Genomic DNA, 22,479 nt, shown 5'->3' on the forward strand with positions numbered 1-22,479 from the left:
GTTATGGTTGTGTTTGAAACGATTTTCCTACTATTGCTGTTACTGTTGTCGGTACCGGTATTCGTTTTCGCAATACAGATTGCCATTGCGCTGCCGGCCGAACGCAGGAAACCAGCTTCCGGCGGCTATCGGCCATCGATCGCGGTTTTGGTGCCTGCGCACAACGAAGCCGCCGGCATCGCCGCAACCTTATTCGCTATCCAGGTGCAACTGCAGTTTGGCGACCGGGTGTTGGTAGTGGCGGACAACTGTACCGATGATACTGCCGCAGCCGCCCTGGCAGCCGGGGCCGACGTCATCGCCCGGTGCGACCCAGAGCGACGCGGCAAAGGGTATGCGCTCGATTTTGGTGTCCGCCATCTGGCGCTGGCGCCGCCCGCGGTAGTGATCATCATCGATGCCGATTGCTTGCTGCAATATGGTGCACTCGATCTTTTGGCGTGTCGGAGCCTGGCCGCCAACCGGCCCATGCAGGCTTTGTATATGATGCAGTCGCCAGCCGGGGCGAGCCTCAAGACCAAGGTCGCCGAATTTGCCTGGAGCGTGAAAAACTGGGCCAGAGCACTGGGTTTCCAGCGCCTGGGTTTGCCGTGTCAATTGATGGGTACCGGCATGGCATTTCCCTGGCCGTTGATCGAGCAGGCAGAGCTGGCAAGCGGTCATATCGTCGAAGACCTGAAGCTGGGTCTTGATTTTGCACGCTTGGGCCAGGCGCCGCTGTTTTGCCCTGAAGCGCAGGTCACCAGCGTGTTTCCGGTAAATGCGGAAGGGATGCAGTCGCAACGCACGCGTTGGGAGCATGGACATCTGGGCATGATGCTCAAGGAAGGCCCACGGCTATTACTCGAAAGCCTGCGTACGAGGAATCGGGACTTGGCTGCGCTGACTATCGATATGTGCGTCCCGCCGCTGGCCTTACTGACTTTGCTGGTGCTGGTTTTTGGTTTGTTGGGGATGGTGCTAATGGCCGTGACTGGCAATGCGCTGCCCTGGAGTCTCGCCATCATTAATCCGGCCCTATTGGGCCTTGCAGTACTACTGGTATGGGCCAGGTTCGGGCGCGGCATCCTGACGTTCCGTAATCTGGCGTATGCACCGATTTACGCTCTGTCGAAAATCCCGCTATATATGAAATTTTTAGTGCGCCGTCAAGTTGAATGGGTGCGCTCCCACCGGGATGAACCTTGAATCATCGGGTGCGCAAAAGCATTTGATTTATGTGACAACACGGAGCTGAAACAGAGCTGAAATACAAGGAGAATAATTATGAAATCAAATCATGCATCACGATTTTCCTACGCGCCCGGCCAGCAAGCATTAGCCGCTGCCGCAGCAGGCGCCACAGAGTCGAAGCGACATGTGGCAACCGCTTTGACCGCCTTTACCGCCTTTACATTACTTGCGGCGGTCTTGGCTGCATCCTCGCCCAATGCCAGTGCCGCACAGACATTGTTTACCGACAAAGTCTTCGCGTCCGACAGTTTTTGGTATTCTCAGATCCCGAAAGATGCGCCGTTGCATGCCAATTCCGTCGCGTTTGTCAGTGAGTTCTTGCGACAAAAAAAGTCCTATTACGGTAACGTCAACATCAACACCAAGTCTTACGCCAGTCCGGTGTTCGTGGTCGGCGCTAATGTTCCTGTGACGCGGGTCACGGAATGGAATTGTCAAAAAAAGACATTCACGGACAAGAACCTGGCGCAGCAATGGGCGGCAGTTCCGATTCCTCCCCATGCTGAACCGGCCGATGGCACAGACAGAGAAATGGCGATCTATCAGCCTTCAACCGATACGATTTGGGAATTCTGGCAAGCCCGCAAAGTCGGTGGCAATTGGCAAGCATGCTGGGGTGGACGCTTAAGCAATGCCACCAAGAGCGATGGCAGCTTCCCCAATCATTACGGCACCACCGCGACCAGTTTGCCTTTTATCGGTGGTCAAATCACGGCAGAAGAATTACGCCGTGGCGAGATTCGCCATGTAATCGGCATTTCGCTGGTGGACGCCGAGCATTTCACCGTGAAGTCATGGCCAGCGCATCGTTCAGATGGCTACAACCCGACAAAAGTACCAAACCGGATTCCCGAAGGCTTGCGTTTTCGCCTCAATCCGAACGTGAATGTGGATAATCTCAACATGCACCCAGTCGCAAAGATTATTGCGAAGGCGGCGCAGAAGTATGGTTTCGTGGTTTGGGATAAAGCCGGCGCAATCTCAATTCGGGCGCAAAATCCGAAATCCTACACGGCACTGGGAATACCTGATCCCTATCCCGCTTTATTCAATGGCACCAGTTCTCCGAGGGTCCTGGATGGCTTCCCATGGGATCAGTTGCAGTTTTTGCCAAAAGATTATGGCAAACCATAAAGAGTTTAGATGGGATTGACGCAGTATCGCTCTTCACTTTATTTACCGAAAGTAGAATCACAATATGAAAATAACTGTCATCGGCACCGGCTATGTGGGACTGGTTACCGGCACCTGCCTGGCTGAAATGGGCAATGAAGTGCTGTGTCTGGATTTGGATGAAAACAAGATCAAGATTTTAAACGAGGGCAATATTCCGATCCATGAGCCCGGCTTGCTGGAGATGGTGCGGCGTAACGTGGCCACCGGTCGCTTGCGGTTCACCACCAGCATCGAAGATAGCGTCGCGTTCGGCGTCTTGCAGTTCATTGCCGTTGGCACTCCGCCTGATGAAGACGGTTCTGCCGATATGCAGTATGTCACTGCCGCCGCCCGCAACATCGGCCGGTATATGACTGAATATAAGGTGGTCGTCGATAAATCCACGGTTCCGGTCGGCACCGCTGACAAGGTCAAGGCTGCCATGCAGGAGGAGCTTGCCACCCGCAATATCGATCTGCCGTTCTCTGTCGTATCGAACCCCGAATTTCTCAAGGAGGGCGCTGCGGTAGACGATTTCATGCGTCCCGATAGAGTCGTCATCGGAGCGGAAGATGAGCGGGCGATTGCTTTGATGCGCGAATTGTATGCACCGTTCATTCGCAATCATGATCGTGTCATCGTGATGGACGTACGTTCAGCCGAACTGACCAAATACGCGGCCAATGCCATGCTGGCAACGCGCATCTCGTTCATGAATGAACTTGCCAATCTGGCCGATAAGCTGGGGGCGGACATCGAGCAAATCCGGATCGGCATCGGGTCCGACCCACGGATCGGATTTCACTTCCTCTATCCCGGCTGCGGCTACGGCGGTTCGTGTTTTCCGAAGGATGTGCAGGCTTTGATTCGCACCGCCGATGAAAACGATTCCGGTCTGAAAGTTTTGCAAGCGGTTGAAGATGCCAATGAGGCGCAGAAACATTTGCTGCTGCATAAGATCAGGGCGCGTTTTGGCGCCGATCTGAGCGGCATGAATTTCGCACTGTGGGGCTTGGCCTTCAAGCCAAATACCGATGATATGCGCGCCTCTTCCAGCCGTGTCGTAATCCAAGGCCTGTGGGATATGGGAGCAACAGTAACGGCTTACGATCCGGTGGCAATGCGTGAATCAAAACGTATTTTTGGTGCAGATCCACGCCTTATTTATGCCGACTCGCCGATGGCAGCCCTGAAGAACGCGGATGCGCTAACGATCGTCACCGAGTGGAAAGAATTTCGGGTGCCGGATTTCAATGCCATCAAAGCGGCATTGAAAACGCCTACCATCTTCGACGGTCGCAATCTCTATAACCCCGCGCAAGTTCGCAGTCACGGTATTGAGTATTTCGCGATTGGGCGGCGCTGACAGCGGTTCTGTAAAGCGTCTTCGTGCCAAAAACTGGAACAGCGTTGGATGCAAATATCGACGCTGGATGGCCTGCTTTCACTCTGTTTAATTTTGTACTTCCCTTATATTGGCCGTATGTTGGAAGCGGCATGATGCCAATCTGCGCATGGTAGATTGGCATCATCTCGTTCGTCCAAATGTGTGACGAAATGTATCAATGTTGAACTATCAGTATTAAATTTCCTCTATTTTTAAGTCTTCAAGAAGTTTGTGAAAGACGTTGTGTCGAAAAACGAGGAAATATATTGTTTATGCCAATGAAACGATCTGCCATGTTTTTTCATTTCTTCCCCGCGCTATCCCGCTCATTTAATCGTTTGCCTTAATAGAGAAATTTCAAGAGATTGCGTTTTCCTTAAGTAATCCAACGCGTCGATCTATGTGTGGCATCACACAGACAATGTCGTGGTAGCACGACTATCCTTGTACAGAAGGCTGGAAATACCGCGACGCTTTGAAATTATCAGTGTTGTCTACATCACGCAGAATGTGTTCGCACTTATAAAAATAGTTGTGCCTTCTTACCTGGTAAAAAAACCAAAATTTTCCTGTGCGCGTGGTGTGAAAACGCCGCGAGCTTATTAGTTTAAGTCCGGAAAATACAGCCGGAGTGTGGATGGGTGTGCGATCGTTTTTTTTAAGCCGCCCTAAATGATATGAACAAGTATGAAAGCAACTTATGCAATCAAAAAAAACTATTCCAATTGCCGGTTTTTTAGTTAGAAAAACCAGTTCTCATAGTTTGGCCCAGTATCTGTTGGCGGAGTTGCAGATTAAAAATAAGGTGGCGTTATTTTTTGCAAATACCAATTTCATTGTGCAGTGCCGAAGCCAATTGCACCGGATGCGTGATGACTCGGTAATAGTCGTCAATGATGGTGTGGGGATGGATATTGCTGCTCTGTTGATGCAGAAAAAACGTTTTAAAGAAAATTTAAATGGCACTGATTTCACGCCGTATTTTTTTAATCGATCTGCCAGGCCGCTGCGCGTCTTTTTGTTGGGTGGGAAGCCGAATGTTTTGCAAAAAGCAGCGGATTATGCCCGCCATCAGCTAGGACAAAAAATTGTCGGCGTCTGTGATGGGTATGAAGATATACAGAAAGAACATAATTTAATTAATACGATTAATCGAACCAAGCCAGAGGTCGTATTAGTGGCGCTCGGCAATCCTATTCAGGAAGAATGGATTCTGGATAATCGCCACGCGCTAAACGCCGGTGTAGTGATTGGTGTCGGTGCATTGTTCGATTTTTGGGCCGGCGATAAGGCCCGGGCGCCCATTTTTATGCAAAGACTCCGGCTTGAATGGTTTTATCGCCTTTGCCTGGAGCCGCGGCGTTTATTGCGTCGATACACGGTCGATATTGTCCGGTTTCTTTTGCATTGCCATAAATATCGTTACAGCGATCCACTGGCGCAAAAAATTGGTAATAGGTAATAGATGGCAAAATTTGAAAAGGGTTATTCATGAAAGTATTGGTGGTGGGAGGAGCAGGGTATATCGGCTCTCATATGGTGCAGATGCTGCTTGCCAACGGGCATCAGGTCATTACTTTCGATAACCTTTCGGGCGGTTTCCGGGATGCGGTGTTGGGTGGCGAGTTTGTTGAAGGCGATCTTGCTGACAGGGTTGCACTTGACAATGTATTTGCGCTGCATCAGCCCGATGCGGTGATGCATTTTGCATCCTTTATTCAGGTAGGCGAATCGGTGAAGCTGCCCGACAAGTATTACCGCAATAATTTTTCCAATACCCTGAACCTGCTGGACGCGATGTTGGCGCATGGTGTGAAGCGCTTCATTTTCTCATCGACTGCCGCCATTTTCGGCGAACCGGAATATGTGCCAATCGATGAACTGCACCCGACCAGACCGCTTAATCCGTATGGGCGATCGAAGTGGATGGTGGAGCAAGTGTTGGCCGATTACAGGCTTGCTTTTGGATTGCAGTATGTTTGCCTGCGCTATTTCAACGCGGCCGGTGCCGATCCTGGCGGTTTGCTCGGCGAGCGGCATGCACCTGAAACCCATCTGATTCCGTTGGTGCTGCAAGCCGCATCCGGTCGACGCCCGCATATCGCGGTGTTCGGCCGCGACTACGACACCCCTGACGGCACTTGCATCCGCGATTACATCCATATTGTCGACTTGTGCTCGGCCCATTTACTGGCGCTGAATTTGCTGAATTTGCAGAACAATGATGGGCAAAGCGATTGTTTCAATCTGGGCAATGGGGAAGGTTTTTCGGTACAGCAGGTGATCGATGCCGCGCAGCGGATAACTGGCGTCAGCATCGATGTGGTCGATGCAGAGCGTCGCGCAGGCGACCCGGCCAGGTTGGTGGCCGATGCTTCCAAAGCGCGCCGCATCCTGGGCTGGACCCCGCGTCATGCTGAGCTCGATTCCATCATCGAAGACGCGTGGCGTTGGGAGTGCAAGACAGCCAACTGCAGCAATAAGCAATAAATAGATCCGTTAGTCGTCTGCTGGTGTCGGCTTTGATAATTTTTGATGTAATGGAGAAAAAATGAAAGCGATGATTCTTGCAGCAGGTAAGGGCACACGGGTGCGTCCCTTGACCTACGATTTGCCCAAGCCGATGATTCCGATCCTGGGCAAGCCAGTGATGGCGTACCTGGTGGAGCATCTTGCCAAGTTTGGTGTTCGCGACATCATGGTCAACGTGAGTTATTTGCACGAGAAGATCGAGGAATACTTCGGTGAGGGCGACCAATTCGGGGTCCAGATCGGTTATTCCTTTGAGGGTTACACCAACGACGATGGCGAAGTTGTGCCGCAACCGATCGGCTCTGCCGGCGGAATGAAAAAGATTCAGGAATTTGGTGGATTTTTTGATGAAACCACCATCGTCTTGTGCGGCGATGCGTTGATCGATCTTGATCTGAAATCCGCACTGTTCGAACACAAGCGCAAGGGCGCATTGGCCAGTGTCATCACAAAAGAAGTGCCGTGGGACAAGGTGTCCGACTACGGCGTGGTGCTCACAGACGAGGATGGCAAAATACTGTCGTTTCAAGAAAAACCAACGCAGGAGGAGGCCCGCTCGAATTTTGCCAGTACCGGCATTTATATCTTTGAACCGGAAGTGCTCGACCTGATCCCTGCCGACAAGGTATTCGATATTGGTTCCGATTTGTTTCCGTTGATGGTGGAACAGGGGCTGCCATTTTATGCGCAGAAACGCACTTATAACTGGATTGACATCGGCAGCGTTACTGATTTCTGGACCGTGTCTCAGAGTGTACTGATGGGCGAGGTAGCGCAAATGGATGTGCCGGGTCTCCAGATCACAGACGGAGTTTGGGTCGGTCTCAATACGCGTATCGATTGGGAAGACACGATCATCGAAGGGCCGGTGTACATCGGGTCCGGCTGCCACATCGAGGCGGGCTGCCATATCGTCGGCCCGACCTGGATCGGACACGGTAGCCACCTCTGCTGCGGAGCAGAGGTGATACGCAGCGTGTTGTTCGAATACACACGAATCTCGCCCAACGTGTATCTCGACGAGAAAGTCGTGTTCAAGGAATACAGCGTAAATCGCGCCGGTGAGATGACGCATGTTTCTGAATACGGTGACAGCGAATGGGGCAATGCCCGCGACCGACGCCTGAAACGTCGTTTAGCCTCGGTAGCAAATTAGAGAATGAAAATGTGGCAACTGATACGCAAGGCTAACTTGCCGGATTTCTGGGCCGAAGAGATCAATATCAGCCGCTACATGGTGCGTAAATTGCGCGAAACAGATTTGTTTCCATATCTGCACCACATCAAATGTGATGGGAGTATGCCTTAAAACATGCTGTTTCCCGCATTATTACATTGCGGGATATTAAAATACATGAATCAGTATATTTTTTTAATAAAACCGCTTTCCTTACTCTTCATGCAAAAAAATACCGGTAGCAGGCAACTCCCAGAGCGCGCTTGCCGTGTTGATAAACACCGGAATGCATGCAATTCTGACAAAACTGGAATATCAGCAAATCCATGGATATGGGCGGCCTGATGGACCAGGCCGTACCCGAAGCGATTGCTGCCGCAGCCACCAACAGCCTGGCCTGCGCTGCGTTCCTGGAAGCCGGTGCTCTGAACTCGGGCGTTATGCAATTCAGGACATAGTTATGCCAATAATATTTGCATATCATCAATACGTGTAAGCGTATGGCCCTGTTTCGACTACAATGCCCGGCTGTAGGAGCACACCCACACAACCAGATAGGGAGCGTAGCGCACCATGTCAGTCCAGGACCTGTACCAAAAAAAACGTGGCACCGTAGAAGATGCGATCGGCCAGATAAAGAACGGCGACTTCATAATTGTCCCCACCGGTGTCGGCGAGCCGCCAACTCTGCTAACAGCGCTGTCAGAACAGCGGCGACGTTTCCATGATGTGAAGGTGGGGCAGATCCTGGCGGTGCGCAAGTATGGCTACATCGACCCGGAAACGGTCGACCATGTACGCCATGTTGCGTTTTTCTTCGGTGGCGCCTCGCGCACTGGCGGCCAGAACGGCTGGATCGATTTCATTCCAAACTATTTTTCAGAAATGCCCAGCATGATCGAACGCGGCCAGATTCCGGCTGACGTCGTGTTTTCGATGGCCTCACCAATGGACCAGCATGGCTATTTTTCACTCAGCCTGGGTGCCGATTACACCATGGCAGCGGTCGCCAAGGCACGCGCAGTGGTGCTGGAAGTGAACCCAAACGTACCGTTCGCGAACGGTAATTGCCATGTACATATTTCGCAAGTGACGGCTCTGGTCGAAAGCAGCGAGCCTGTGCTGGAAGTGGGCTTGCCGAAAATCGGCCCGGTGCAGGAAGCCATCGGCAAATATGTCGCCGACATGATCGAGGACGGCTCGACGCTGCAGATCGGCTACGGCGGCATCCCGGATGCGGTGGTGATGCAACTGACCCACAAACACGACCTGGGCATTCATACCGAGATGATCGGCGACGGCATCCTGACGCTGGTCGAAAGCGGCGCCGTCACCAACCGCAAAAAGAACTATATGCCGGGAAAAATGGTCGCCACTTTCGCGCTTGGCTCGAAAAAACTGTATCAGTTCATGGACCGCAACCCGGCACTCGAAATACATCCGGTCGACTTCACCAACGACCCGTACCTCGCGGCGAAAAATGACAATCTGGTGGCGATCAATGCCACGCTGCAGATCGACCTGCTCGGCCAGTGCGGGTCCGAGAGCCTTGGCTACCTGCCGTATTCCGGCAGCGGCGGCCAGGTCGATTTCGTGCGCGCCGCCAATCGCTCACGCGGCGGCAAGGCGTTCATCGTGCTGCCGTCTACCGCCAAGGACGACAGCATTACGCGCATCGTGCCAACACTCACGTCCGGCACCCACATGACCACCAGCAAGAATGACATCAACTACGTCGTCACCGAATTCGGTGTCGCGCAGCTGCGCGGTAAGTCGGCGAAACAGCGCACGCAGGAACTAATCTCGATTGCCCATCCGGATTTCCGCGCCGGATTGACCGAAGCGGCCAAACAAATGCATCTCTTGTAACAACTGTCACTTCCGTGCCTGCAAGCCTGGGCACGGAACTTGCGCAATCCATCCAACTCCGGTGCTGCCAGCGTCTGGCAAGCGTAGTGTGCGCTCTTGTTTTCTTCAGAATTGGATCGCTAAATCACACTTGGTGAGCGTACTTTTCCAGCACATAGACCGAGTTACCCTTAATTTCTCGATTAAAAAAATATCTCATAATATATTTCGGAATTTTGTTTATCCCGAGATCTACAGATACCTCCACGATGGAAATTTTCTTTTTGACTTTATAGCCGTTTATTAAGAATATAGATTCAGGATTATCGACTGCCTTGAAAGAAGCCTTCATTTTCGCGGCTATCTCTTTCAGTTTTTGTCCGTAACTTTCGACCATCTCGCGATTCACAAGATCGCAAATAAGTTGATGCTTTGGAAATAGGCACTTGAATATTTGAAGTAATTTACTGATCTCGTTTTCATTTAGATAAATAAAGACGCCTTCAAGAATGAATACGATTGGACCTCTATGCGAAATAGGGGCGAGTTTTTCTTCCAGTGAATCAGTGCAAAAATCTATTGGGATACGGCGCAGTGGATTTACGCATTCGGCAATCGGTAATCGTGCATTTTTGTATCTCATCACCTGAGGCTCGTCCAGTTCAAACCATGTGCCTCCAGCTAATCTATAAGGACGACTATCAAAGCCGGCCCCTATAGTTACAACGCACAAATTGGGCTTGGAAACCAGCATTTTACGTAAAACATCATCGATTATGCGGTGCCTGACAATAATGCTGGCGTTGCAAAATATTTCCCCTTTGAATTTATTGTAAATGCGCCGCCCATATTCATCCATGAACAATTTTGCGTACGCATCGCCACATACGGGACTTGTTTGTGCGGCATCCTGCATCCGTACGCCGCAGCAATAAAAAGCCATATTTGAAATTGGTTTCATCCGGCCCGAAGCTCATTTTTTTGCATCACACTCTGTGGCGCATGGAATAATTTCATGGACCACCAGAGAGGTGTCTGAAGATACCTCAGCAAGCCATCCGGAGATTTCAATAGCCCGGCTAACGTCGCTATAACCTTGCTCCCAGCGCCATTCAATGGACCCCCTTGAAAAATTGATATCCTTGAACCCCATGTTCCAGTCCCGTCCGGCATAAGAAAGTCGCACGATATGAAGCGTGGTGTCGCAACCGAGGGTGGACAACACTTTCAGATCAGCCTTGTTTTTTTGGCCGGACGGTAAGCGCTCATATAGATCGCGTGCAATGCGCTGGAGTTTATGCATGTTTATGTAATCTTCCATATGGCGTATTGAGCGCGATGCAAACATCAGATCTTTTTCTCGCGTTGACACTTCGTCCAGTGTGGCCGGTTCTTTTCCTTGCGCACTCCATAAATCCACCATGAAACATAATGCATCGACATGTGGCTTGTCGCGCAAAACGGTCTCAAGAGGCGTATTTGAATATAGGCCGCCATCCCAATAAAGATCTCCGTCCACGCGAACCGGCGGGAAACCTGGCGGCAGTGCGCCACTTGCCATAATGTGCTCGACGCCGATAGTTTGTTTCGCACTGTCAAAATTGACCAGTTCTCCACTTTTTACCTTCATCGCATTCACTGTCAGCCGCATACGCTTAGTCGCATTCAGATAGTCGAAATCAACCAAATCGTTTAGCGTATCGGCCAAATTGCTGGTGTCATAAAAGCTCGCAGCTTCGGGTGCTACCGGAATGCCTGTTGCAAAAAGGCTAGACAAACGGGGCGAGAAAAAACCAGGTATGCCGCGTACCATGGTATCGAGCGTCGATAAGCGAATATTCATGCGCCGTACCGCATCCGGCACTGTGCGCATATCAACACTATCTTGCAGTGATACCTGATCCCAAAACCCTTTTAGCCGCGCCAGTCGATTAGCCTTGTTATTGCCAGCGATAAGAGCGGCATTAATCGCGCCGATTGAGGTTCCTACCACCCAGTCGGGGATCAGATTGTGATCATGCATCGCGTGATAGACCCCAGCTTGGTAGGCGCCGAGTGCACCGCCACCCTGCAACACCAGGACTACACGCTTATTTTTAGGATTTAATCTATTTTCGACAGAAGCATTGGTTTTCATGTGGGCCTCTTTTAAGACACTAAAAGACGACAACAGGGATGGAATCTGACGGCTCTTCCGTATGACACGTTGGCCGATAGTCCATAAACACTAGCAGGCGCAAGTAATCAGTTCTTTGAGGTTGATCAAAGTTAATTGCCGGTCTTTAAATATACTTTTTGGATTAATTAGTGAAATTAATCCATATAGCATCAAATCGATCGAGCGGAATATTCTCGGCTTTGTGGGGATTGCGCCAGTAACTGCCACACTAATCGGTAGGATCGGCAATCTGACATCCGAGACTGCAAAAAAAGGAGAACACCATGGATAAATTATTGAATATCGCTGCGCGAGCGCTTATGGCTCAGATTTTTATCATCTCCGGTTTTGGCAAGATTATGGGCTATGGCGCAACCGTGGGATATTTTTCTTCGCTGGGCTTACCTATGTCCGATGTGCTGACCCCGCTCGTCATACTCGTCGAGTTTGGTGGCGGTCTTGCTTTGCTGTTCGGGTTCAAAGCGCGCTGGGCGGCCGCCATTCTGGCACTATTCAGCGTGGCAACGGCTTTGATCGCGCACACTAATTTTGGCGACAAAATGCAGATGATTAGCTTCATGAAAAACCTTGCGATGGCGGGCGGTCTGCTGTTGGTTGTGAAGTATGGAGCGGGACAACCGAGCATCGACGATAAGACGGGCAGTTAGTAGGTTAGATGGGACATATTCAATAGAAGTGAGCGCACAGAATTATCCGAGTATTCGCCCACTGTCTTGTCTGCATTAGCGGTATTGCGGTATTCGAATTGACTAGCGTGTTATCGGTTGGAATTGAGTATCGGGAACCTTGCTATATTGCACTGACCAGAACCGCCTTCGTTGCATCAGCGGCTGCATCGCCTTCCATGACAATGATTTTGCTCGGTGTCGCCTTCTTGTCCGACAACGTATTCGATACTTCACGCAGCGGTCCAATTGCAGTGCCATTGGCGCCACCCATAGCATTGGTTTTAAAACTGGCAACCGGCGATTTCTGGCCGGTGACATACACGCTATAGACGGTTTGCGGCTTCAGTTTGAAGAGCGACACTTCCAACGCATCGACCACGCCCAGATTGCGTGAAACGATGAAGCCCTTCGCGTCGCCTGCGACGGCTTTCAGCGCAATGTTAATCGGTTCGCTATTGCTACGTGGCATCAGATTCGTTAGTCCATCGCCTTCAGGAACTGCCTTCGACACATACACCAAAGCCTGCGGAGCCTGGCCTACTGGGGCATGCGCGATGACTTTGTTGGCGGCGGTGTCGATTACATCGACCGCATCGCCATTCTCCAGTCCGACGTAGATCCGGCTGCTATCGTCCGATGCCCAGATGCCATGGGGCAACGCGCCGGTCGGAATCGTCGCCACCAACTTTGGCGTGTCGCCGGTGGTGTAGACCTTGACCACGTTTTCGCCACCGATCGTCACGTACGCATGCGTACCGCTGCCGGTTTTTGCAAAAGCCAGATGGTTGGTAATGAAGCCGGTATCGAACACCCCTTTGACTTCCAGTTTGTCGGTGTCGATGCGGGTGACTTTGCCCACATCCTTGTGCGTCATCCACATTTCCTTGAAGTCCGGCGTGAATTGCAGGAACGGAGAGAACGGGCTGACGACCTTGATCTGCTTGATGACCTTGTGCTCTTTCACATCGATGATTTCGACCACCGGATTAAAGCTCGATACGACGAAGGCCAGTTTACCGTTCGGATGAAACAGCACCATACCGGGACCGGCTGTCGTTTCGATACGACGCATCTCCTGGTACGAGGTGGGATCGATGACCGAAATATAATTCTCACCGCGCACCACGCCCCAGACTTCGCGGCCATCTGCAGTGAAGAAACCTTCGTGCGGCGAACGGCCGATATAGGTGATGCCCTTGACCTTGTTGGTGGCAGTGTCGATGAACGCGACTGAATTGGAGCCGTTGGAAATCGCGATCAAGGTCTTGTGATCCGGCGAGAATCCAAGTCCGTGCACGTTGATCTCGCCTTTGTAGAGCGGCGACAGGATGTCAGGTCGCTGGTTGCCTAGTCGGATCTGGCCCAGCAAGGTGTTGGTGGCGGGATTGATTACCGATACCGTGTTGCTGTTCTGATCCGCAGTGTAGACGCGGTCTTGCGCGCCGGGAGTGGCCCACGCGGTGTTGACCAGGGATACGCCAACGGCGAGTGAGAACAGAATAGAAAGCTTTTTCATGGTTCAGTTTTTCTTCTTGATGCGTTGGTTTGATGATTGGGAAGTATCAGGGGCGCGTGCAGGCCTGGCTTGATAACGCTCAAGCCAGACCTGCATCAGCTTGATTTCATTTTGCTGCTCAGCCAGGATGCCCTGCGCCAGATTTTTCAATTCGGGGTCTTTGGTGCTGAGCAGGAGCGCCTTAGCCATGTCTATCGCGCCCTGATGATGCGGAATCATCATGGTGACGAAATCGTGTTCGGGAATGCCATTCATCGTCGCGCGCTTCATGCCGTGGTCCATCACGGCCATCGCGTCATCCATCAGGACCGAAAAAGGTTTCGCGCTACTGGCGATGAAAGACGGCGGCGATTGCTCCGCTGCGGCAGCGTGATGGCGATGCATTTCCTGCGCGCCGGCAGGCGCGACGATGGCGTCCAGCAACAATGCCGCACTCAATATGCCCAGGCGATTCCGCCAAGCCTGCGTTGCTGAAGTTTGCATTGCTTTGTTCATGATGGTTTTTCCAGCTGTTCGTACACGGCCATAGCAATGCGGGACAGCTCGCCTTTGTTAATGCCTGCGGAAAGCGCATAACCGAATTTACCGTCGATCCAGTAAAAGACGTTCACCGGGCCCTCCTGCGCAAATCGAAAACCGCTGCCCTTGTTTTGCGCCTGTTCGGTCGAGACATACAGGGTCAGGCGCTGACCGGTCGCGTCGTGATACATGAACTGCGCGACTGGGCCGCTTTCACCGGGCAACAGACGCCCGCCAATCAATTCATAACCGAGCTTGCCCAGTTTGGGCGGCCGGATCTGGCTGCCGATCCGTTTCGATAGCCAGGCCACCAGTTGATCTTCTTGGTCGGCACCGATTTCGACAGGGCGTCGCACATCCGGGCTGTAGACAACATGGGCGATTGCCGCCTGATGCGCCAGGCCAGCCACTCTTTGGATTGGGGCAGGAATCGAAACTGCGTTCCGGGCGAGTTGTTCATCGCCTCCACCTGGTCCATGCAGTAGCCATCCAGCGCTGCCGCTGACGACAGCAATGGCCAGACCTGCGGCAAAGCGCTGCAGCATCCACGAATGCTGGCGTTGCACGCTGGACAGGCGGCTTGGGACCGGTTCATCCAGTACCGGGTTAAACAGCGCACGCAGCGCATCGTTTTGAGCGCGATAGGCATGCAGTCGTTCCGACTCGTCTGGCCGGGATGCCAAATAAGCTTCGATCTCGGCGCGTCGGAACGCCGGCAGCACACCGTCGACATAGGCATGCAAATCCGCTTCAGTAACAGGCAAGGTATTCATTTGACCACCTTTAATGGCGATACCACAGTGCGTCCTTCCATTAAAGCTCGCAGTTTTTCGCGCGCGCGGGAAAGGCGCGACATGACTGTTCCTATCGGGAGACGCAAGGTAAACGCCACTTCCTCATACGTCATTTCTTCCAACGCAATCAAGAGCAGAATTTCACGCTGCTCGGCCGGCAGCAGACGCAGTGCGGATTCCATATCGCGTATTTCCAGTCCATCCGTTTGAGCGGCGTTGACAAAAGGTATCGGGGTGTCGTCGTCCAATACTTCGGTCGGCACCGACGGCTTTCGAATCTGGTCCACATGCAGGTTGTGCATGATGCCGAACAGCCAGGCACGCATGTCACTGCCTTGTTGCCATGACGATAACTTGTTCCAGCCACGCTCCATGGTGTCCTGCACCAGGTCGTCAGCGCTGGCGCGGTCCCCCACCAGCGCACGGGCATAGCGGCGCAGGCGGGGAATGCAGGCAAGCAGGTTGGTATGGGCATCTTGCATGGAAGACTCCAAGCATCAATCAATCAAGCAAGTTTATATCGCGCTGCGAAAAACACCTGTGCTCAATCCTTGACCACATGCCACACATTCTTGAAATTGTCACCGGCACGGTCACCCGGCTTCTTGTCGGCTGCATACAGGTAAAGTGGCTTGCCATTGTAGGAAAGCTGCGTTGCGCCATCGTCCCGCGTAACAACCGAGTACGAAGCAGTAGTTTGTGCATTTGAAGCGGGCACGGCCGGCCAGATCGCAGCGCATGGACCGTTACAGCTGCTTTTACCGCTGCCTACCACGTCCTTGTCGAACGTGTATAGCGTCATGCCGGCTGCATTGACCAGAATGCCGTCTGATTTCATTGCCGGCGCAGTTTGGCCGAATGCGACGCCGGAGATTAATACGATTACGGCCATGGCCGGTACAGCGAAAAGAGTTTTTTTCATGATGATCATTCCGTAAATGAGGTTAAGAGGGCTTAAGTCAGTGGGCTTACATATAGGTAAACGTGGATTGCAGCGCTTTATTCCATTTAATTTAAAATATTATTTTCCGGGGTGTTGTCGCATCAATCTCGGCCAGGATGCTGGAGCAGATCGGCTGCATCGCCATCGTCGCCGCTGGCGGGGTGCGGCGCGTAATGTAAATAGCGGGGGTATGTTATATAACATGGCACTTTCCGCATATATTTAAAGCGATCTGTAAAATACAGTAATGTGTATATTTTAATGGCAACTATTCAGCCGGCAAGGCAATTAAGAGCGGAATGGTACGATGTTGTAAGAGCGCACCCGGGCGCGATCAACGGCTGCAGTCTGGCGACTGCTTTCGCGCCCGGGTGCGCTCCTACAAAAAACCACTTCGGTTTGGAAGTTTCTTGGTGCAGGCTGAATAGTTACTTTTAATGATTGATATCCTGGCGCAATCGAAGGCGGCGATCAGCAGCATCTATCTGGCCGACGATCCGTGCGATGCGGCACCAGCGTTCGTCACGCTGTCAACTCGTCTTCTGGCTATCCGTGCAACATATATGGACGCCCAATGGAGCCAATATAGAGCAGTGTTGCCGCCCTATTGCCGATGAGGCGCGCCGATCAATTGCGCGACTTCAAAGAGCAGCGCATTGTTGAGCGAGTGCGGAAGATCGGTTGCCAGGCTGCGACGGTAGTAGGTGCTGAGATCGAGGCCAACGCCTAATCCGCAAATTTCCACCTCGCCCCGCAGTTCCTGACGGGCCACCACTTGTTTTAGATGATGGGCAAGATAGAACTCGTCATTTGCCAGGTTGGTGGCGCTATCCATCGGGCAGCCGTCGGAAATGACCACAAGAATCCGTCTTTTTTCGTTGCGCAGCTGCAAGCGTCGGCAGGCCCATTCGACCGCCTCGCCGTCGATGCCCTCGCGATACAGGTCGGCTTTCAGCAGCGCGGTAATATCGGGCCGGGCCCGTCGCCATGTCTGCTCTGCACCCTTGAATACCATGTGAAGCAGTTCATTCAGTCGTCCCGGATTTTTGGGAGATCCGGCACGCATCCAGTCGCGCCGGACCCGGCCGCCGTTCCAGGCGCCGGTGGTAAAGCCCAGCACTTCGCTACTGACGCCGGCCTGTTCCAGCGCACGCACCAGAACATCGATCAGGATGGTGATCGATTCTGCGTGGGTTTTCATCGAGCCGGAGCAGTCGACCAGAAAGCTGACCAGGCAGTCGGCATCGGGCTTGTGTTGTTCCTGACGAAACAGGCGACGCTCGGCCGGTGACGTGATGAGTTGGGCCAGACGGCGGCCATCGATAGTGCCTTCTTCTTCGCCGAACGACCAGCCGTCGCGTTGCGGCAGAGCCAGCAACTTCATCAACTGGCGCGCCAGGCGCGGGATGTTGATGCCCAGTTCGGCAATGCGATGATCGATGCGTTCGCGGTATTCCCGCAGCAGCGCCTTGCGCACCAGCGAGCCGGCTTCCGCCTGCCTGTCGTATTGGGTCGAAAAAATCGCATAACCGTGCTGGGCATCCTCCAGCACCTTGCTTTGGCCGCTAGCCGCCACGGCCATGGTGTCAGTTTCGTCGCTGTCGAATTGCAGCAGCAGTCTGAATGCAGACTTGAGGTCTTCCTTCTGATTGGGTTTTTGATTGGCGTCCTGCTCGGTGCCGGCAGCACGGAGCATTTCACCGACCATGGCGGCGATCGCCAGCGCGTGCTGCGCATAGGCCGATTGATCGCCGCAGTTGCGGCGTATGCCCAGCAGATCCTTGCCCAACATCGGTGCGATCGCGGCACGGGTGCTCTCGATTAAGTCTTCTGTTCTTTCGAGCACCGGTTGGCCGGTCAGGCGCGACCAGCAGATTTGGAACACGGTGTACAGCAGGATGCCGGAACTGCTCTCGGTCAGGCCGGACTGATGGAAGGCATGCGACCAGGCAGAAAATCGATGGCGCAGGTTCTGCGTCATGCCCGGCATGGTTTCGGGCACCATGGTTTCGACCCGCAACTGCTCCAGCAATTCGAACACCAGTCGTTCGACCGGATCGACCGGGCAGAGCCGGCGATGTAGCGCCGGGTCGCTGTGCAGCAGGCGCAACGCGATGCTGTCTGCGCTGCCCCGGAACGACGAAAAATCGTCCTGTTCCGGGTCGGGTTGCAGGTGTGGCGCATGCACCGGGAGCGGTCGTTGTCCTTTATGCAGGCGTTGCCCACGATAATGAATGTCAGACTGGCCGCTCAATGCGCGAATGATGGCCGCGCACAGGTCTTCGATTTTCTGTTGCTGGCGCGCCCGGTCCTGCGGCAGGCTCACACTGCGCCCTGGAGTTCGTTCTGGTGCGATTCCGTTAATTCCTGGCCGAAGCAGCGTTGATAGTACTCGGCGACAAGCGCTCGCTCGGCCTCATCGCACTTGTTGAGAAACGAGAGCCGGAAGGCCAGCGCGGTATCGGGGAATATCTCGCAATTCTCGGCCCAGGTGATCACGGTCCGGGGCGACATCAGACACGACAGATCGCCGGCAGCAAAACCTTTGCGGGTCAATTCGGCCACCGCTACCATCGATGCGACCAGTTTGTGTCCCGCTTCATTCGTCAGAGCCGGCACGCGCGCCTGCACGATGGCGACTTCTTCGGCGGCCGGCAAGTAGTTCAGCGATGCGACGATATTCCAGCGATCGATCTGGGCGTGGTTCAGCACTTGGGTGCCGTGGTACATGCCATTCAGATTGCCCAGGCCGACGGTATTGGCGGTGGCAAAGAGCCGGAAATAAGGATGCGGATGGATCACTCTGTTCTGGTCGAGCAGAGTGAATTTGCCGTCGCGTTCCAGGATGCGCTGGATGACGAACATCACGTCGGGCCGACCGGCGTCGTATTCATCAAAAATCAGCGCCATCGGACGTTGCAGCGCCCACGGCACGATGCCTTCCTGGAACTCGGTAATCTGCTTTTCTTCACGGACTACGATGGTGTCTTTCCCGACTAGGTCGAGGCGACTGATATGCCCGTCCAGATTGACCCTGACACACGGCCAGTTCAGGCGTGCGGCAACCTGTTCGATGTGCGTCGATTTGCCGGTTCCGTGCAGTCCCTGCACCATCACCCGGCGATTGCGTGTGAAACCGGCCAGAATTGCCAGGGTGACATCGCTATTGAAGCGATACGCGTCGTCGATATCCGGCACATGATCGTCGCGCTCACGAAATGCCGGGACCATCAGATCTGAGTCGATGCCGAATAGCGCCCGAATCGACACCATGTGATCCGGTTTCAGATGCGTCAGATCCGTCACGGCAGGCTCCCGTCGAGAAGCAAGGTGCGCTCTGGCTTGCGCAACACTGGCAAGGCGTGCGTGCAGCGAGTGGGCGAATGGGGGAGTGTCAGCACGTCTTGATCCTGTCTCTTTTGGTTTATGGTTTGGGGTCCGATGGCGGCGCGGTATCGGCTTCAATCGCTGCCAGCGCTTGCGCTGCCCGCTGCAATGCAGGTAGGAAATGCAATGCCTTTTCATGCGTCAGGCGCATGATCGGGGCTTGTATGGCGACTGCCAGATTGGAGCGGCCGGCCGGGGAGGGAACCAGGACCGCCACGCACAGCAGGCCAGGCAGAAATTCCTCGTCATCGATCGCATAGCCGTTGCGCCGTACAGTGTCCAGTTCCAGTTCCAGTCTGACTGGATCGTCTTCCGTTTTGCTGGTGTACTTAGTTAGCGGCATATGCGCCAGCAGACGTCGTCGTTGCGCCGGACTCATCTGGGCCAGAAATAGCTTGCCACTCGATGAGCAATAGGCTGGCACCCGGGAACCGGGCTGTAAATAGAATCGTAATGGCGCGGCCGTCTCCATCCGGTCCAGATACACCACTTCACTACCGGTGAATGCGGTCAGATTGCAGCTTTCGCCGACTTCTTCCACCAGTTGACGCAGGACAACGCGTCGCGCGCCATGGTAAGTGTTGTTAATTAGTAAGTTCGACGCCAAACGGCGCAGGCGCACGCCAGTGCTGTAATGGCGGCCGTCACCTTCGCGCTGGAGCACACCGACGCTCTCCAGTTGTTGCAGCATCCGATGCACAGTCGGCTTGGGCAAGCCGGTTTCCTCGACCATTCCCTGGAGGGAAAAGGATTGATCCTTTTCAGCGATCACTTCCAGTAGCGAGAACAATCGCATTGTCGGCGTATCGCCTTCAATCTTTTCATGCTCCGGTTTTCGTGCGGGGATCATATTCATAATATCCAATTATAGTTAAATTTCATTTTAAAACACAAATTGTACCGATATTTAGATAATTCATTTGACATTTGTAATGCGAGGTCTTAAATTGTGATTAATCTTAAATATTGGAACTTTAAGTACCGTTTTTAATAATGCAGATCTAACAGGAGACGAAATATTATGACCGATCACACCCCCCAGGCCAACCGCACCGTTACCGTTGGTCTACAGAAGATGACACCGTCCGAAGCGATGGTGGAAACACTGGTTGCCAACGGCGTGACCGACATGTTCGGCATCATGGGCTCGGCCTTCATGGATGCGATGGATATTTTTGCTCCTGCCGGCATTCGCTTAATTCCGGTGGTGCACGAGCAAGGCGGCGGTCACATGGCGGACGGCTACTCGCGCGTGTCCGGCCGCCACGGCGTGGTGATCGGCCAGAACGGCCCCGGCATCAGCAATTGCGTCACCGCGATTGCCGCGGCCTACTGGGCCCACAGCCCGGTGGTCATCATCACGCCGGAAACCGGCACCATGGGCATGGGCCTGGGCGGTTTCCAGGAAGCCAATCAGTTGCCGATGTTTGAAGAATTTACCAAATACCAGGGGCATGTGACCAATCCGGCCCGCATGGCCGAGTTTACCGGGCGCTGCTTTGACCGCGCGATGTCGGAAATGGGCCCGACCCAGTTGAATATTCCGCGTGATTATTTCTATGGTGAAATCAAGGCCGAGATTCCGCAACCGAGCCGTCTGGATCGCGGTCCTGGCGGCGAGAAGAGCCTCGACGAAGCGGCTGCGCTGCTGGCTGATGCCAAGTTCCCGGTCATCATTTCCGGCGGCGGCGTGGTGATGGGCGATGCAGTCGAAGAATGCAAGGCTTTAGCCGAGCGTCTGGGCGCACCGGTGGTCAACAGCTATCTGCACAACGATTCCTTTCCGGCCAGCCATCCATTGTGGGCCGGCCCGCTCGGTTACCAGGGTTCCAAGGCGGCGATGAAGCTGATCGCGCAGGCCGATGTGGTGATTGCGCTCGGTTCGCGCCTGGGACCTTTCGGTACTTTGCCGCAACACGGTATGGATTACTGGCCGAAGAATGCCAAGATCATCCAGATCGATGCCGATCACAAAATGCTGGGGCTGGTCAAGAAGATCTCAGTCGGTATTTGCGGCGACGCCAAGGCCGCTGCGATTGCGCTGACCCAGCGCCTGGCGGGCAAGACGCTGGCCTGCGACGCTACCCTTGCCGCACGGGCAGCGACGATCCAGGCCGAGAAGGCTGCCTGGGAGCAGGAGCTCGATGGCTGGAGCCACGAGAAGGATGCGTTCAGCCTGGACATGATCGAAGAGCAGAAACAGGAAAAAACCCCGTTCGGCGGCACGTACCTGCATCCGCGTCAGGTCTTGCGCGAACTGGAAAAGGCGATGCCGGAAGATGTGATGGTGTCGACCGATATCGGCAACATCAATTCGGTGGCCAACAGTTACTTGCGTTTCGAGAAGCCACGCAGCTTTTTTGCGGCAATGAGCTTTGGCAATTGCGGCTATGCGTTCCCGACTATTATCGGCGCCAAGGTGGCGGCGCCGCACCGTCCTGCGGTGTCGTATGCGGGTGACGGCGCCTGGGGCATGAGTCTGATGGAAACCATGACGTGCGTGCGCCACAACATTCCGGTAACAGCAGTGGTGTTCCATAACCGTCAGTGGGGTGCGGAGAAGAAGAATCAGGTGGATTTCTATAACCGCCGCTTTGTCGCTGGTGAACTCGATAACCAGAGCTTTGCCGGGATTGCGATAGCGATGGGGGCTGAGGGCATCGTGGTAGACAAGCTCGAAGATGTCGGCCCGGCGCTGAAGAAAGCGATCGACATGCAGATGCATCAGGGCAAAACCACCATCATCGAGATCATGTGCACCCGGGAACTGGGCGATCCGTTCCGCCGCGATGCACTCTCTAAACCTATCCGCTTGCTCGAAAAATACAAGGATTACGTCTGAGAACGTGCAGGCTGAATAGTGCGTGCTGAAATTTGATGACAGAAAAAAGGGCCTTGCAATGATTGTTGTCAAGCTTGCAGGCTCTTGATCCACCGCATATTGCGTTCTGGTGGTTGCAGTTCCAGGATGGATCTTAGGTATATGGCTATATTTGATGGATGCAACAACAATGCATCTCGAAAAAAAATATAAAACATACCGTTTTGTGAGACATTTTATTGACATGGCCTGCTTATAGTACTAAATTTATATAAATATCAAATTTCAGAATATAAAGTACCATTTTTGCAAATATTTAA

At 53.4% G+C, this 22,479-nt stretch carries 22 protein-coding genes; 12 read left to right on the forward strand and 10 right to left on the reverse strand.

Annotated features, from left to right (window positions below):
- The first annotated feature begins 3 nt into the window (after positions 1 to 3).
- The 9 genes from KGFNPO_RS08370 (at position 4) to KGFNPO_RS08410 (ending at position 9,353) form a co-directional block, all read left to right on the forward strand.
- Entirely contained in the window at positions 4 to 1,188 is a 1,185-nt protein-coding gene (locus tag KGFNPO_RS08370) for a glycosyltransferase family 2 protein (protein ID WP_472634288.1), read from the forward strand.
- A 183-nt stretch (positions 1,189 to 1,371) separates the two neighbouring features.
- Positions 1,372 to 2,367 (forward strand): DUF4124 domain-containing protein, encoded by a 996-nt coding sequence (locus tag KGFNPO_RS08375; RefSeq protein WP_472634289.1) that lies wholly within the window; start codon positions 1,372 to 1,374, stop codon positions 2,365 to 2,367.
- A 64-nt stretch (positions 2,368 to 2,431) separates the two neighbouring features.
- Positions 2,432 to 3,754, forward strand: coding sequence for a UDP-glucose dehydrogenase family protein (locus tag KGFNPO_RS08380; RefSeq protein WP_472634290.1), 1,323 nt, complete (start codon positions 2,432 to 2,434; stop codon positions 3,752 to 3,754).
- A 721-nt stretch (positions 3,755 to 4,475) separates the two neighbouring features.
- Entirely contained in the window at positions 4,476 to 5,237 is a 762-nt protein-coding gene (locus tag KGFNPO_RS08385; protein WP_472634291.1) for a WecB/TagA/CpsF family glycosyltransferase, read from the forward strand.
- A gap of 29 nt (positions 5,238 to 5,266) precedes the next feature.
- Positions 5,267 to 6,265 carry a UDP-glucose 4-epimerase GalE gene (gene galE, locus KGFNPO_RS08390; RefSeq protein WP_472634292.1) on the forward strand — a complete coding sequence of 333 codons (999 nt, stop codon included), beginning with the start codon at positions 5,267 to 5,269 and terminating at the stop codon, positions 6,263 to 6,265.
- Positions 6,266 to 6,335: 70 nt separating this feature from the next.
- Positions 6,336 to 7,463: a sugar phosphate nucleotidyltransferase gene (locus tag KGFNPO_RS08395; RefSeq protein WP_472634424.1), complete on the forward strand. Its 1,128-nt coding sequence runs from the start codon at positions 6,336 to 6,338 to the stop codon at positions 7,461 to 7,463.
- A gap of 9 nt (positions 7,464 to 7,472) precedes the next feature.
- Positions 7,473 to 7,616: a hypothetical protein gene (locus tag KGFNPO_RS08400; RefSeq protein WP_472634293.1), complete on the forward strand. Its 144-nt coding sequence runs from the start codon at positions 7,473 to 7,475 to the stop codon at positions 7,614 to 7,616.
- Positions 7,617 to 7,810: 194 nt separating this feature from the next.
- Positions 7,811 to 7,942, forward strand: coding sequence for a hypothetical protein (locus KGFNPO_RS08405; RefSeq protein WP_472634294.1), 132 nt, complete (start codon positions 7,811 to 7,813; stop codon positions 7,940 to 7,942).
- A gap of 115 nt (positions 7,943 to 8,057) precedes the next feature.
- On the forward strand, positions 8,058 to 9,353 hold the full coding sequence (locus KGFNPO_RS08410) for an acetyl-CoA hydrolase/transferase family protein (protein ID WP_472634295.1): 1,296 nt from the start codon (positions 8,058 to 8,060) through the stop codon (positions 9,351 to 9,353).
- A gap of 124 nt (positions 9,354 to 9,477) precedes the next feature.
- Here the strand turns inward: KGFNPO_RS08410 and KGFNPO_RS08415 are convergent, their stop codons facing one another.
- Together KGFNPO_RS08415 and KGFNPO_RS08420 are read right to left on the reverse strand one after the other, a co-directional pair.
- Entirely contained in the window at positions 9,478 to 10,293 is an 816-nt protein-coding gene (locus KGFNPO_RS08415) for a class I SAM-dependent methyltransferase (protein ID WP_472634296.1), read from the reverse strand.
- 12 nt (positions 10,294 to 10,305) lie between these two features.
- A complete protein-coding gene (locus KGFNPO_RS08420) occupies positions 10,306 to 11,469 on the reverse strand; it encodes a patatin-like phospholipase family protein (RefSeq protein WP_472634297.1) in 1,164 nt (387 codons plus the stop codon).
- Between the two features lie 305 nt (positions 11,470 to 11,774).
- Here KGFNPO_RS08420 and KGFNPO_RS08425 point away from each other — a divergent pair, with 305 nt between their 5' ends.
- Positions 11,775 to 12,158, forward strand: coding sequence for a DoxX family protein (locus KGFNPO_RS08425; RefSeq protein WP_472634298.1), 384 nt, complete (start codon positions 11,775 to 11,777; stop codon positions 12,156 to 12,158).
- Positions 12,159 to 12,300: 142 nt separating this feature from the next.
- Here KGFNPO_RS08425 and KGFNPO_RS08430 read toward each other — a convergent pair whose 3' ends face one another.
- From KGFNPO_RS08430 to KGFNPO_RS08450, 5 genes are all read right to left on the reverse strand, one after another.
- On the reverse strand, positions 12,301 to 13,695 hold the full coding sequence (locus KGFNPO_RS08430) for a YVTN family beta-propeller repeat protein (RefSeq protein ID WP_472634299.1): 1,395 nt from the start codon (positions 13,693 to 13,695) through the stop codon (positions 12,301 to 12,303).
- A 3-nt stretch (positions 13,696 to 13,698) separates the two neighbouring features.
- On the reverse strand, positions 13,699 to 14,178 hold the full coding sequence (locus KGFNPO_RS08435) for a DUF305 domain-containing protein (protein WP_472634425.1): 480 nt from the start codon (positions 14,176 to 14,178) through the stop codon (positions 13,699 to 13,701).
- Positions 14,179 to 14,186: 8 nt separating this feature from the next.
- Positions 14,187 to 14,987, reverse strand: coding sequence for an anti-sigma factor family protein (locus KGFNPO_RS08440; RefSeq protein ID WP_472634300.1), 801 nt, complete (start codon positions 14,985 to 14,987; stop codon positions 14,187 to 14,189).
- Positions 14,984 to 15,490, reverse strand: coding sequence for an RNA polymerase sigma factor (locus KGFNPO_RS08445; protein ID WP_472634301.1), 507 nt, complete (start codon positions 15,488 to 15,490; stop codon positions 14,984 to 14,986). The genes KGFNPO_RS08440 and KGFNPO_RS08445 overlap by 4 nt, the downstream gene beginning before the upstream one ends.
- Positions 15,491 to 15,552: 62 nt before the next feature.
- Entirely contained in the window at positions 15,553 to 15,900 is a 348-nt protein-coding gene (locus KGFNPO_RS08450; protein ID WP_472634426.1) for a COG4315 family predicted lipoprotein, read from the reverse strand.
- 488 nt (positions 15,901 to 16,388) lie between these two features.
- Between KGFNPO_RS08450 and KGFNPO_RS08455 the strand changes: the two genes are divergently transcribed.
- Positions 16,389 to 16,568, forward strand: coding sequence for a hypothetical protein (locus tag KGFNPO_RS08455; RefSeq protein ID WP_472634302.1), 180 nt, complete (start codon positions 16,389 to 16,391; stop codon positions 16,566 to 16,568).
- Here the strand turns inward: KGFNPO_RS08455 and KGFNPO_RS08460 are convergent.
- From KGFNPO_RS08460 to KGFNPO_RS08470, 3 genes are all read right to left on the reverse strand, one after another.
- On the reverse strand, positions 16,556 to 18,277 hold the full coding sequence (locus KGFNPO_RS08460) for a cobaltochelatase CobT-related protein (protein ID WP_472634303.1): 1,722 nt from the start codon (positions 18,275 to 18,277) through the stop codon (positions 16,556 to 16,558). The two genes, KGFNPO_RS08455 and KGFNPO_RS08460, sit on opposite strands and share 13 nt — an antisense overlap.
- Positions 18,274 to 19,257, reverse strand: coding sequence for an AAA family ATPase (locus KGFNPO_RS08465; protein ID WP_472634304.1), 984 nt, complete (start codon positions 19,255 to 19,257; stop codon positions 18,274 to 18,276). Before KGFNPO_RS08465 ends, KGFNPO_RS08460 begins: the two co-directional genes overlap by 4 nt.
- A gap of 118 nt (positions 19,258 to 19,375) precedes the next feature.
- Positions 19,376 to 20,188, reverse strand: a complete 813-nt coding sequence (locus KGFNPO_RS08470) for an IclR family transcriptional regulator (RefSeq protein ID WP_472634305.1) — start codon at positions 20,186 to 20,188, stop codon at positions 19,376 to 19,378.
- 171 nt (positions 20,189 to 20,359) lie between these two features.
- Between KGFNPO_RS08470 and xsc the strand changes: the two genes are divergently transcribed.
- Entirely contained in the window at positions 20,360 to 22,180 is a 1,821-nt protein-coding gene (gene xsc / locus KGFNPO_RS08475) for a sulfoacetaldehyde acetyltransferase (protein ID WP_472634306.1), read from the forward strand.
- The last annotated feature ends 299 nt before the right edge of the window (positions 22,181 to 22,479 follow it).

This window comes from Gelidimonas diazotrophica, assembly GCF_055694025.1.